Source organism: uncultured Rikenella sp. (assembly GCF_947628055.1).
Classification (GTDB): Bacteria; Bacteroidota; Bacteroidia; order Bacteroidales; family Rikenellaceae; genus Rikenella.
Map to the genome: position 1 here is coordinate 1 of NZ_CANQYJ010000076.1, position 12,501 is coordinate 12,501.

Consider the following 12,501-nt stretch of genomic DNA (forward strand, 5'->3'; position numbering starts at 1 on the left):
AGGAATCGTTCATGGCAAAGCCCGTCGTTGTCGGCATTTCCGGCGGGGTTGATTCCGCCGTTGCCGCCGCGCTTTTAAAAAAGCAGGGGCATGACGTTGTCGCCGTATTTATGAAAAACTGGGAAGAGGAAGGCGACGACGGCGTGTGTACGGTGCAGGAGGATTACGACATGGTGCGCGGCGTATGTCAAAAGTTGAATATCCCCTATTACACCGCCAATTTTACGCGCGAATATCGCGATCGCGTCTTTTCCGATTTTCTCCGCGAGCTTGAAGCCGGCCGCACGCCGAATCCCGATGTGCTTTGCAATCGCGAGATCAAATTTAAAGCGTTTTTGGACATGGCGATGCAGCTTGACGCGCAGAACCTTGCCACAGGGCACTATGCGCAGCTTGGGTTCGATAAGCAGGGCCGCCGCACGCTTCTTCGCGGCGCGGACCCGAACAAAGATCAGAGCTATTTTCTCTACATGCTTTCGCAGCCCGCGCTTTCAAAGGCGCTGTTTCCCGTCGGACACATGTATAAATCCGATGTACGCGCGATCGCGGCGGAGCTTGGGCTCCCCAATGCGACGCGCAAAGATTCCACGGGCATTTGCTTTATCGGGGAGCGCAATTTCAGTCGTTTTTTATCGGAACATCTTACGTCAAAAAGCGGCAATATCGTCAACACGGACGGCAAAGTGCTCGGCCGTCACGACGGGCTTATCTTCTACACGATCGGGCAGCGCAAAGGGCTGAACGTGGGGGGCAAACCGGAACCGCTGTTCGTCATTGCGACGGATGTGGACCGCAATACGATCTATGTCGGCATGGGCGACCGGCATCCGGGCTTGTACCGCAGGGGGCTGCGGATCCGGCCGGAAGAGATGCACTGGGTGCGGCCGGATCTGGCTCCGCAGAACGGGGACACCTCGATGCGGGAATACCTTGTGCGGATCCGCTACCGCCAGCCTCTGCAAAAGGCCGTGCTGCATATCGACGATAACGGCTGGGGCATGATCGACTTCGCCGAACCGCAGCGGGGGATTACGGCGGGGCAGTTTGCGGCGTGGTATGCTCCGGATGGCGAGCTGGTCGGCTCGGGTGTGATCGATGCGTAACGGCCTTATGGAAAAAGACAATGCCATATATACCGGAAGTGTCTTCACCCTGCGCCCTTTGCGGCCGGAGGATGCGGAGTCGCTGGCCCGCCATGCGAACGACCTCCGGATATGGGACAACTTGCGGGACGCTTTTCCGCATCCTTACACCCGCGCGGATGCCGATGCGTTCATCGCTTTGGCTTCGGGAAAGAATCCGGTGCGGGATTTCGCTGTCGTCATAGACGGCGAGGCGGTGGGCTGCATGGGCTATGTGCCCGGCACCGATGTCGAACGGGTCAGCGCCGAGGTCGGCTATTGGCTCGGCGAACCTTACCGGAACTGCGGTGTGACGAGCGAAGCGCTGGATGCTTTAGCGGAGCATATTTTCCGGACAACTGACATTCTGCGGCTTTTTGCTACTGTTTTCAGCGGGAACCTGGCTTCGATGCGTGTGCTCGAAAAAGCGGGTTTCCGCAAGGTCGGCATCTTGCGAAAGGCTGCGGTGAAGAACGGACGGGTCGTCGACCTGCATTATTACGAACGAGCCCGATAATCCACAGGTTGTGAATGCTTTTGCGTTATCCTTGCTGTTCGGTTTGGCTGTCGGTCTGCCCGCCGTTTCATCGACATGCCGTCCACTCCGGCATGCCCCGTGGGGGCGTAGGCCTGCCGAAAAGGTGCAGACGATTTGATTGTAGGGTTAATTTTAGGCCTTTGCAAGCGTTCCCAGAATGGTGTCTGCGATCTTCCATTGCCAGGCCAGAGGTGCCGAGCGGCACCGTGCCTCCGCTGGGGGTGACTCCGGGTCGTCATCGGAAAATCACTGTAATAAAACTACGTTTTTCATCGCCTCGATCCGGCGAGGTGGTTCTTTATAAAAAACTTTTTTTGCAGCCCTCCTGCCGGGCGGACAATAAAGAACAGACACCCCGCGGGGCCCCGGAATTTTTTACACAACCCCGACCATGCAGCAGAATCTTTCGGACCTAATCCGCAGTACGATCCCCACCCCGTTAGGCGAAATGACCGCAGTGACATCCGACCGCGGGATCGTGCTTTTCGACTTCTCGGACAACCCCCATCTCGCCAGAGAGACCCGCGATCTTTCGCGCTACCTTCCGGGAAGCCGGACGACAGAAGGGAGCCACCCGCTGCTGACCCAATTGACAGCGGAAATCAGTGAATATTTCGCCGGAACCCGGCACTCCTTCAGCGTCCCCCTGCATCCGGTCGGCACACCGTTCCAGCTCGAAGTATGGCAAGCCCTCCAGACCATCCCATACGGACAGACCCGCTCCTATGCCGAAGAAGCCCGGATGATCGGCCGGCCCGCAGCCGTGCGGGCCGTAGCGAACGCCAACGGACGCAACCGGCTGCCGATCCTGATCCCATGCCACCGCGTCATCGGCTCCGACGGCACCCTCACCGGATACAGCGGCGGCATCAGCCGCAAAACCGAACTGCTCCGGCTCGAACACAGATTCATGTGATCAATTCGCAGGGAAATATCGTATCTTTGCATTCGCGTCGCATCGGCTTCACCCCCGCAGCCGAGCGGCCGATCCACCCTGATTCAATTCATGAAAGAATTTATATCCAACTATCCCGCCTACCAGATACTCCTCACCCTTCTGCTCATCGTCTGCACCGCCGTTCAGACCGTATACTGGATGCGCTACAGCCGCGTCGCCACCCACCGGCACAGCCTGCGGGAGCCGGAAGGAGCCACCACCCCTCCGGTCTCCGTCGTGGTCGTCGTGGCCGACGATCCGGAGTACGTCACCGAACACTTGCCCAAACTACTGACCCAAAACCACCCGAACTACGAAGTCGTGGTCGTGGACGACAGCAGCGAGAACGACCTGACAGACGAACTGCTCACGATGCAGGCCCGATACCCGCACCTGCGGTTCACCACCATCAAAGCCGACCCCGTTTTCCGGCACAGCCGGAAACTGGCCCTGACCGTCGGAATCAAAGCCGCCAAATATGACAACATCATCTTCACCGACGCCGACGCAATTCCCTCATCCGAAAAATGGCTCTCCATCATGGCCCGCGGATTCAACGGCGGCCAGCTCGTGATCGGCTACAGCGGCATCGAGCGCAAACCGGGCTTAGCCAACAAAATCATGCGCTGCCAGCGGCTGACCACCTCCATCCGCTACCTCAACGCCGCCATACGCGGACACGTCTACCGGGGCATCTACAACAACATCGGCTACACCAAACGGCTCTTCTTCGGGAACAAAGGGTACACCCACCTGCGGATGACCCTCGGTGAAGACGACCTGTTCGTGCAGAAAATCGCACCGGTATGCGCCCGGCGCACCAGCGTGATGCTCAACCCGTCCGCCGCCGTGCGGCAATTCCAGTGGGGAGGGCTGAAATGGTGGCGCGCCGAGCGGCGCTACCGCAGCGCCGCCTTCGACCTCTATCCGATCAGCGTGCGCACGACCGTGTTCGTCGAACTGCTGACCCGCGCCGCACTGACCATCGGGACTGTCGCCATGGCCATACTGCTGCCCCCCGTACTGTGGATCGCCGCCGCAGGGCTTTTCTTCCTGCGGGAGCTGACCATGCTTCTCACCGTGCGGATGATCGCCCGGCGCGTCGGCGAACGGCGGTTGATGTGGGTATACCTGCTGCACGATCTGCTCGCACCAGCCAGCGAACTGTTCCTGTGGATCAGCCGCAAAATCAGACCCAGCCAGCGACTATGGATATGACGCCCGAAAAACTGACCGACCGGCAACTGATCGAACAAACGCTCGCAGGCCACACCATCTGTTACGAAGCCCTGTTCGACCGCTACCGTCCCCAGCTTTACGCCGCCCTGCTCAGCAAATGCGGCGACGAACAGGACGCCGGAGACATCATTCAGGAGACCTACGTCAAAGCCTACTTCAACCTGCCCCGCTACAACCCGGAATACACTTTCGGGCAGTGGGTCTACACCATCGCGCGCAACCTGTCCATCGACTTCGCCCGGCGCAAGCGTTCGGCAGGAAGCACCGTCTCGATCGACGGCACCGGCGGCACCGAGATCAACCCGCCCTGCGACATGCCGAATCCGGAAGAGCGAATCATCTCGCACCAGCGGGGCCGGATGCTCGACAAACTGATGGACGAGCTGCCGCCCCGGTACCGGACCATGATCGAACTGCGCTTCGTGGGGGAATACTCCTATGAAGAAATCGCCGAAAAACTGGGGATGCCCATCGGAACGGTAAAGACCCGGATACACCGGGCACGGGAGAAACTGTGCGCTTTGATTACCGCCCGGAAACTGCTCTGATGCAATCCTTTCCCGAAGTACAACCGCGCCAGCAGTCAGCCCGGAGCACCTCGGGCTCCGGGCCCGCCCATTTCATTATTCAAAATTCCATGACCCTGATCGACCGATATTTCCCCGACCTCACCCCCCGCCAGCGCGAACAATTCGCCGCCATGCCGGAGCTGTACAAAGAGTGGAACTCCAAGATCAATGTCGTCTCGCGCAAAGACATCGACAACATCGAAGAGCACCACATCCTCCACTCGCTCGCCCTTGCCAAAACCGGCCTGATCGCGCCGGGCGAAACGGTGTTGGACGTCGGATGCGGAGGAGGTTTCCCGGGGATTCCGCTGGCCGTTTTCTACCCGGAGGTACAATTCACCCTCGTCGACTCCATCGGCAAGAAAATCAAAGTGGTGCAGGAGATCGCCGCAGCTTTGGGATTGGCCAATGTCCGGGCCGCACACAGCCGCGTCGAGCAGTTAGACGGCGGACACAGCCGTTTCGACTGGGTGGTGAGCCGGGCCGTGACCGACCTGAAGACTTTCGTGGGGTGGACATGGGGACGCACCGCATACGGCATTCTCTACCTCAAAGGCGGCGACTTGGACGCCGAGATCGCCGATGCGGGCCGCCAGGCAGAACAGCTGCCGGTCTCGACGTGGTTCGGCGGAGAGTTTTTCGAGACCAAGAAAATACTCGTCCTGCCTAAAAAATAACGGATTTCCATACCGAAAAACACGCGCGCGCCGGGGGTTCTTTACAACGGATCCGCCCGGCGACGCGTTCCCCACCCCGTTGCAGAGGCACAACGGTGCATTCCTAAACCGTCACCGTCGCACCGGACGATAGAACGTGTCGCGTTCGACCGGCGTGAAGCCCGCCGCGCGCACGATCTGTTCCATACGCTCCGTCGTCAGCCGCGGCCGCTGCTCCTCCGCCCCCGCCATGGAATAGATTTTCGTGGTGTCGTCGATCGTTCCGTCGATGTCGTCCGCTCCAAACGAAAGCGCCAGCTCCGTCGCGCCGATCCCGAGCATCGGCCAGTAAGCCTTGATATGCGGAATGTTGTCGAGGTACAGTCTCGACAGGGCCATCATCTTCATATCCTCCGGCAGCGACACCTCGCCGACAGCCGACATCGGGTTGTGCATATTCCTGTATTTGAGCGGGATAAAGGCATCGAACCCGTGCGTCCGATCCTGTAGCTCCCGCAAACGGGAGAGGTGTCCGATCCGGTGTTCGTATGTTTCGATGTGGCCGTAAAGTATGGTGCAGTTCGTCGCTAACCCTAAGCCGTGCGCCGCTTCGTGCGTAGCGAGCCACTCGTCCGCCGTCGGTTTCTCCGGACAGATCCGCCCCCGGATTTCCGGGTCGAAAATTTCGGCCCCGCCGCCCGGAATGGCCTCCATCCCCGCCTCCTTGAGGCGTCGCAGCCCCTCGGTCAGCGAAAGCCCCGCTTTCCGGATCATATAGTGCAGCTCGACCGCCGTATATGCCTTGACGGCCACCTGCGGCAGCTGCCGCTTGACCCGCCGGATCATCTCGCAATAGTACGCCAGATCGTGATCCGGATGGACGCCGCCCACGATATGCACTTCCGTGATCGGCTCGCCCCGTCGCTGGGCGGCCAATCGTTCGATCGCGTCGAGGTCGTGGTACCAGGCGTCCGGCTCCCCGGCGCCGCGCCGGTAGGAGCAGAATCGGCATTTGAAAACGCAGATATTGGTCGGCTCGATGTGAATATTTCGGTTATAGTAGACGTTGTCGCCCGAGACCTGCCGTTTGCGGGCCACGGCGAGCGTTCCTAATAAGGCGACAGGGGCCTCCCGCATCAAAGTCAGGGCATCTGCGTCGGTCAGACGATAGGTCTCTTCCGGGTTCAAGAGGGCGGAAGCGATATGTTCCACCCTTTCGGGCAGATTCAATGCAGGCAGTGTCAGTCTATCCATAACTGAGTGCAAAGATACGAAAAAAGCCTTCTTTTCCGTGCCGGGAAAGAAGGCTCTCGCCCGCGGGTCGCCCGCGGATCGGTATTTCAATGGTTTCAGAGGTTATGCCTGCCGAAATTCATCGGAGACGGTCAGTTTCTTGCGTCCTTTTGCCCGGCGTGCGGCCAGCACACGCCGCCCGTTCGGAGTAGACATACGTTCGCGGAAACCGTGTTTGTTGATGCGTTTACGCTGCGAGGGTTGGAAAGTCCTTTTCATGGTTATTCGGTATTATCTTAATTTTCAAGGATTTATCCGGGAGATACCGGAAAATGCAGGGCAAAGATAGGGTTTTCTTTTCTTCTTCGCAAGCCTCCGGCCCTATTTTCCCGCCGCCCCTCTTTCCTCCGGACCATGTCAAGCCCCCCGCACAAGCCCTCCCGTCAGAATACCAAAGAGAGGCCGATATTGACCTGCTGCACATTCGGCCCTTTGTCCGCGACGAAGATATTGTGCGGATAATAGCGCGCCGAAAGGGCGATATACCTGTACCCCACGTTGAATTCGACCCCGTAGTGGAAGTTGCGCAGGTTCAGTCCCGAGTGTTGTTTCCGCGTCTGCATGTCTCCGTTGGTGTCGCGGTATTTGACTTTGGTGTGTCCCTGGAGCCGCATGCCGCCGATCACGCCGAAGTTGACGAATCCCGGACACGGACGTCCCGCCTTGCTGCGCCCGAACTGAAATTCGACCAGCAGCGGGATATTGAGGTACACAGTGGTCAACTTCGATTTTTTCAGGTCGATACCGGCTGCGTCGTAGCTGTAGTCCGGCCCGATACGCCCCGAGCCATCCCGTGTCAGGGAGATGTTTTCGTCGAAGCGGAAGTTGTTCATCTCCAGCCCCAAGCCCGTAATCAGCCCGAAATGGCGGTTCGAGACCAAAGTGAAGTCGGCGAAATTGACATTCACGCCGATGGATTTCGGCGTTTGGCGCAGATAATCCGCGCCGTCCGGCAAACTTAAGGTGCCGAGGTTCCTGACCAGGCCGTTATAGTAAATGCCGACCCCGGCCCAATGCCCTCCGCGCCACTTCCACCGCTTGGGCTGGCGGGATGAGCTGCTGTATGATACGTCTTCCTCCCTGGAATGGGTTGTCAAATCATTGTTCCCCGATCGTTCGTCGGCCGGGGCGGCGCCCACTTGGCGCACGACCAGCTTTTCGACCGCAACCACCGCGGTATCCGCCGTTTCCGTTTCCTGTGCCGCTGCGGGCAAGAGGGTAAAAACGGAAAGCGCTGCCGAGATCATGGAAAGTTTTCTTTTCATCCTGTTTCTCTGTTTTAGTTGTCTGTGAGGTGACCGAGTGTACGAACAAATATATGAATTTCCGGGAAAATGTCTAACGTTTTTCATTCGGTTTTCGCCGGAATGCACGTCCTCGGAAAGATTTGTTCCCGTCCGCTGCCTGGGCTGCATCTTGGGGGCGAGGTTTCGAGGATGTTATCCGAGCAAGCTGCTTCCGGATTGTATCGCGGGGCCCGTTGGGCTTTTGTCAAGGTTTGAGAGGACTTAATTTAAGCGGGGTTTACCCGGCCCAGAGGGCAGTTCTTTGTTGCAAAATAGGTCGAAGCGGGGTCGTTTTGGGTATCTACGGCCCGGTTCGAGTGTCGAGTGGCACCGGGCCTCCCGTGGGGGAAGCGTCCGGCCCAACCGGTTCTGCGAAGTGGAATAGAATGATCTCGACACACGAGTACGGGATCGGAGCCTGCGCGGGCCATTTCGAGCAGAGCGAGATTTTGGCCCGTCGCCGGGGGAGGCTCCGGCCCAACCGGTTCTGCGAACCGGATTTTCCCAGTGCGCAGGATAAATACATCTTCGGGATGCAGCCGGCAAGGCCGTTTAGGGCAGTTCCAGCCCCGCTCGGGTGCCGAACGGCACCGCCCTCTCCCCCAGAAACCGCCCCATGCAACAAAACAACAACCGAACAGTTAAAAATACTATCTTTGCAACATGCCGACACCACAACGACACCCCACACCTAAACCCCAGCGCAGACCGGCAGCCGGTTCGCGCAACAGACGACACATTCCGCCCATCCTAATCCGCATTTACGACACCATCCGCGGGAACATTCTGCTGCGGAACCTCGTGATGGCCCTGTGCCTCGGGATCATCCTCTACTTCATCATCAACCTGAGCCTCGGCATTTACACCCGCCACGGCCAGAAATTCATCGTACCCCAGATGATCGGCCACACCCTCACCGAAGCCGAGACAATGGCCGCCAAAGGCGAACTGCGGATCGAAGTGATCGACTCGCTCTACATGCCCAAGCAGCGACCCGGCCAGATACTCGACCAAAGCCCGAAACCCGGCATGGGGGTCAAGAAAGGGCGGCGCATCTTCCTGACCATCAACGCCTCCAGGCCCAGAATGGACATCATACCTTACGTTACAGGGTACTCACTGCGCCAGGCTAAAAACATGCTCGAAACGAAAGGATTCGAGATCGAGAAACTCGTCTACCGGTCAGACATGGCCACCAACAACGTCCTCGACGAACTCTACAACGGCATATCCATAACCCAGGGGAGCCGCACCGAAGCCGAGTTAGGTTCCGGAATCACGCTGATCGTCGGCGTGAACCACTCCTCTCCCCTGCCCCGGATACCGAAAGTCATCGGCCTCACCTTACGCGAAGCCAAAAGCCGTCTGTGGGAAGTCGGCCTCAACGTAGGGCGGATCCGTTACGACAGCGGCATCGACGGGACAGAGACCGAAGACGCACGCGTCTACCGGCAGGAACCCAACCAACAAAGCCGGACAGACTACGGCGGCAAAATATCGCTCTGGCTGACCCTCGACACCCGGAAAATCACCTCGTCGTCCAAGGAATCCGACGCAGCAGCCCGGCGCTATGCCGTGGAGGAAGAAGAGGAAGAAACCGGCGACATGCAACTGGAGGAAGAAGCCGATGCGCGATGAACGGACATTCGACATCGGGAACGAAAACCCCGGGCCACAGCTTGCGGACGAGACGACAGAAGAGACAAGCGACGAACTGTTCGAGCACTTCAACATCGTAGCCGACCGCGGACAAGGGATGCTGCGGCTCGACAAATTTCTGGCCACGCGGCTCGAAAACACCTCGCGCAACCGCATACAGGCCGCGGCAGATGCAGGGAACATACTCGTCAACGGGCGCGCCGCCAAATCGAGCTACAAAGTCAAGCCGTTAGACCGGATTTCCATCGTGCTGCCCTATCCGCCGCACGAACTGGAGATCATCGCAGAAGATATTCCGCTGGACATCGTTTACGAAGACGACGACCTGATCGTCGTCAACAAGGAAGCCGGGATGGTGGTGCATCCGGGACACGGAAACTACACCGGGACATTGGTCAATGCCCTGACCTTCCATTTGCAGGGGCTGCCGCTGTTCGAGGCAGGCGACATGCGCGCCGGCTTGGTGCACAGGATCGACAAAAACACCTCGGGCCTCCTGGTCGTGGCGAAACACGAACGGGCCCACGCTTTTCTGGCCCGGCAGTTCTACGAACACACCATCAAGCGGATCTACCATGCTCTGGTATGGGGCAATTTCGACGAAGATACCGGGACGATCGAGGGGAACATCGCCCGCAGCACGACCGACCGGATGCGGATGGCAGTCTATCCGCCGGACGGACAGATCGGGAAGCGGGCAGTGACCCACTATCGGGTTTTGCGCCGGTTCGGATACGTGACCTTAGTCGAATGCCGCTTGGAGACAGGGCGCACGCACCAGATCCGGGCGCACATGGAATCGATCGGCCACCCGCTCTTCAACGACGAACGCTACGGCGGCGACCGGATACTCAAGGGGACGACGTTCAGCAAGTACAAACAGTTCGTCGAAAACTGCTTCGCCTTGATGCCGAGGCACGGACTGCATGCGTTGAGTTTGGGTTTCGTGCATCCGACGACGCGAAAGGAGGTCTATTTCGAGTCGGAGTATCCGGCGGATTTCGCGGCCTGCATAGCCAAATGGGAAAGCTACACCGCCTCGCGCGCCGGTATCGAAACCGGGGAATGACCGACTTCGGAATTCCGGAATTTTTCACTTTTCCGACAGAAAATTTCGGAAATCGGAAAAAAACCTTAACTTTATCCATCATTATTCACCCTACAATACCTCATTTCCTATGGGACAGAGAACTTTCACCATCATAAAGCCCGACTCGGTAGGCGGGAATCATATCGGTGAGATCCTGACGATGATCGAGAAAGCGGGATTCCGCATCATTGCGATGAAAATGACCTATCTGAGCCGCTCGGATGCGGAAAAATTCTATTATGTGCACAAGGGACGGCCGTTCTTCCGCAATCTCTACCTCTTTATGACTTCGGGCCCGATCGTGGCGGCGGTGCTCGAAAAGGAGGGCGCACAGGATGCGGTGACGGAGTTCCGGGAGCTGATCGGGAAAACGAATCCGGAGCTGGCGGCGGAGGGAACGATACGCAAAAAATTCGCGGCGTCCAAGACCAGAAATGCGATCCATGCGTCGGACAGCGACGAAAATGCGGCGTGGGAGGCTTCGTTCTTTTTCTCGGACAAGGAGATTATCGACACGAAATACGAACTTCCGCTGCCGGAGGATGAAATCGACAGTGACTAATATCTTATTGGTCAACATACTATTCTCTTTTCACGCCGTTCCCGAACGGCGTTTTTTTTATCCGTTCGATTAATTCTTAACCTCTGAAGGCTACCGTAACCTTTTAACTTCGCTACGCTCGTTTTTCTCCTCGCCGCTCTCAGGGTAGAGGGCGGCCCGGATCGCATGCCGAGCGGCACCGGGCAGTGTCGATTCTGAAGAAAAGATACCCAAAAGACTTTTGAGATAGCTGCGCTACTCCTTAGGCTCCGCAGTCCTCTTGCCTCGAATGCTTTTTGGGGGCCGGAATCAGCGTGGCGTTTGGGGTAGTTCCAGCCCGGATCGCGTACTCGGCGGTACCGGGTCGGACGCCCGGGAGGAACCGCAATTTTCGACGCGTGAGCGGCGTGTTGCGGGCCTCCCGACGGGGAGGCGTCCGGCCCGCCCGGTTCTGCGAACCGGATTTTTTCCGACGCATAGGCAAATTTTGACCTGCAAAGGGCCGCAGCCTGCGGAATTGGGGCAGTTCCAGCCAGGCCGGAGTGCCCGGCGGCACCGCGGAGGTCAGCGATTCAAAGGATCGCAATATATTAAGAGCAGTCTATTGCCCCGGCCCAAAGAAGGAAAACCGGTGCGCCTTTACATCCTAATTCCCGTACATTTCACTATGCCTGTGGAACCGCAGAAAGACCGCCCACCGCCTCCGCAGCTGCGACAAGAACGACACGCCTATTGAGAACGAGAACACGGTCGGCGCTGCCGACAGCTTGGCGACGAGGATTTTATACACAAATTCATTACCTTTGACAAAACAACCCGTAAAAATAACCCTGCCTATGGCCTAAACCCGAAACATTCCTTTTCCGCACGGCACTGACGGCCGTCCGCCGGAAGAGACGGCATAAAAAGCGTTAGATTTCCTGTCCTTTGAAACTGCGACAAATTTCCCCAAGACACCGAGAGTAAAGTGCGACGCCGGTGGTGCAGAGCCCGAGTTTCAACTCTGTTATTTTGCGACATAGGCAGTCGGAAGCCTCGGAAAGCAGAGAAAAGGGATTGTCCCGCGTTTTTTATGTTTCCCAACCTGTTAATCCGAAACACAACCAACCAATCAACCCACAACAAAACGTACAATCATGCAAAAAACATTTTCCACGATCCTGCATTTTGGAATCTCCTTGGTTACACTTTTGATTCTGCTATTCGCTCCGCTTATCTCGGTCGGCTTCAACACGAGCATCAACGGCAGCAATGTCCTGAGCATGTTCTTCCGGTACGGACTGCCGGACAATGAATTCCAGGCCATCATTATCGGCACTTTAGGCGTACTGATCTTCACGATCGTGACCGCCCTGCTCGACCTACCGAAAGAAACCAAGGCGATCGGGATCGTCCGGTTGATAATGAACGTTTTTCAATTCATTTTTGCCGTCCTGTTGACCGGATTAATCGCCGAAGGAGCCGACAGCTTCCCGGGTGCAATTGTACTGACCTGTTTTGCGATTGCCGGTCTGATCGTCGCCATCGTCTTGTTGGCCACCTTCCGCAAACGGCACAAGGCTTCTTCAGAAC

14 protein-coding genes are annotated in these 12,501 nt (G+C 57.8%); 10 read left to right on the plus strand and 4 right to left on the minus strand.

The window, feature by feature from the left end; translation table 11 throughout:
* Positions 1 to 11: 11 nt before the first annotated feature.
* From mnmA to rsmG, 6 genes are all read left to right on the plus strand, one after another.
* Positions 12 to 1,103, plus strand: a complete 1,092-nt coding sequence (gene mnmA, locus Q0Z93_RS07530; RefSeq protein WP_298064315.1) for a tRNA 2-thiouridine(34) synthase MnmA — start codon at positions 12 to 14, stop codon at positions 1,101 to 1,103.
* 7 nt (positions 1,104 to 1,110) lie between these two features.
* Positions 1,111 to 1,638, plus strand: coding sequence for a GNAT family protein (locus tag Q0Z93_RS07535; protein WP_298064295.1), 528 nt, complete (start codon positions 1,111 to 1,113; stop codon positions 1,636 to 1,638).
* A gap of 412 nt (positions 1,639 to 2,050) precedes the next feature.
* Positions 2,051 to 2,575, plus strand: coding sequence for a methylated-DNA--[protein]-cysteine S-methyltransferase (locus Q0Z93_RS07540; RefSeq protein WP_298064296.1), 525 nt, complete (start codon positions 2,051 to 2,053; stop codon positions 2,573 to 2,575).
* A 90-nt stretch (positions 2,576 to 2,665) separates the two neighbouring features.
* Positions 2,666 to 3,814, plus strand: coding sequence for a glycosyltransferase (locus Q0Z93_RS07545; protein WP_298064298.1), 1,149 nt, complete (start codon positions 2,666 to 2,668; stop codon positions 3,812 to 3,814).
* A complete protein-coding gene (locus Q0Z93_RS07550; RefSeq protein ID WP_298064300.1) occupies positions 3,805 to 4,383 on the plus strand; it encodes a sigma-70 family RNA polymerase sigma factor in 579 nt (192 codons plus the stop codon). The genes Q0Z93_RS07545 and Q0Z93_RS07550 overlap by 10 nt, the downstream gene beginning before the upstream one ends.
* An 89-nt stretch (positions 4,384 to 4,472) precedes the next feature.
* Entirely contained in the window at positions 4,473 to 5,081 is a 609-nt protein-coding gene (gene rsmG, locus Q0Z93_RS07555; protein WP_298064301.1) for a 16S rRNA (guanine(527)-N(7))-methyltransferase RsmG, read from the plus strand.
* Between the two features lie 111 nt (positions 5,082 to 5,192).
* On the opposite strand, the gene Q0Z93_RS07560 is transcribed toward rsmG, so the two are convergent.
* The 3 genes from Q0Z93_RS07560 to Q0Z93_RS07570 form a co-directional block, all read right to left on the minus strand.
* The gene (locus tag Q0Z93_RS07560) at positions 5,193 to 6,314 is read right to left on the minus strand and encodes a CofH family radical SAM protein (protein WP_298064303.1); all 1,122 of its coding nucleotides are present in this window, start codon (positions 6,312 to 6,314) and stop codon (positions 5,193 to 5,195) included.
* Positions 6,315 to 6,416: 102 nt separating this feature from the next.
* Positions 6,417 to 6,572, minus strand: coding sequence for a 50S ribosomal protein L34 (rpmH, locus tag Q0Z93_RS07565; protein WP_298064304.1), 156 nt, complete (start codon positions 6,570 to 6,572; stop codon positions 6,417 to 6,419).
* Between the two features lie 164 nt (positions 6,573 to 6,736).
* On the minus strand, positions 6,737 to 7,618 hold the full coding sequence (locus Q0Z93_RS07570; protein ID WP_298064305.1) for a porin family protein: 882 nt from the start codon (positions 7,616 to 7,618) through the stop codon (positions 6,737 to 6,739).
* A 684-nt stretch (positions 7,619 to 8,302) separates the two neighbouring features.
* Here Q0Z93_RS07570 and Q0Z93_RS07575 point away from each other — a divergent pair.
* From Q0Z93_RS07575 to ndk, 3 genes are all read left to right on the plus strand, one after another.
* Positions 8,303 to 9,277 (plus strand): PASTA domain-containing protein, encoded by a 975-nt coding sequence (locus Q0Z93_RS07575; protein ID WP_298064307.1) that lies wholly within the window; start codon positions 8,303 to 8,305, stop codon positions 9,275 to 9,277.
* Positions 9,267 to 10,367: an RluA family pseudouridine synthase gene (locus Q0Z93_RS07580; protein ID WP_298064308.1), complete on the plus strand. Its 1,101-nt coding sequence runs from the start codon at positions 9,267 to 9,269 to the stop codon at positions 10,365 to 10,367. Before Q0Z93_RS07575 ends, Q0Z93_RS07580 begins: the two co-directional genes overlap by 11 nt.
* 109 nt (positions 10,368 to 10,476) lie before the next feature.
* A complete protein-coding gene (gene ndk / locus Q0Z93_RS07585) occupies positions 10,477 to 10,950 on the plus strand; it encodes a nucleoside-diphosphate kinase (RefSeq protein WP_298064310.1) in 474 nt (157 codons plus the stop codon).
* A gap of 625 nt (positions 10,951 to 11,575) precedes the next feature.
* On the opposite strand, the gene Q0Z93_RS07590 is transcribed toward ndk, so the two are convergent.
* Positions 11,576 to 11,719: a hypothetical protein gene (locus tag Q0Z93_RS07590; RefSeq protein WP_298064313.1), complete on the minus strand. Its 144-nt coding sequence runs from the start codon at positions 11,717 to 11,719 to the stop codon at positions 11,576 to 11,578.
* 346 nt (positions 11,720 to 12,065) lie between these two features.
* Between Q0Z93_RS07590 and Q0Z93_RS07595 the strand changes: the two genes are divergently transcribed.
* Positions 12,066 to 12,501 (plus strand): hypothetical protein (locus Q0Z93_RS07595; protein WP_298064314.1); only part of this gene is annotated, 436 nt, incomplete at its 3' end.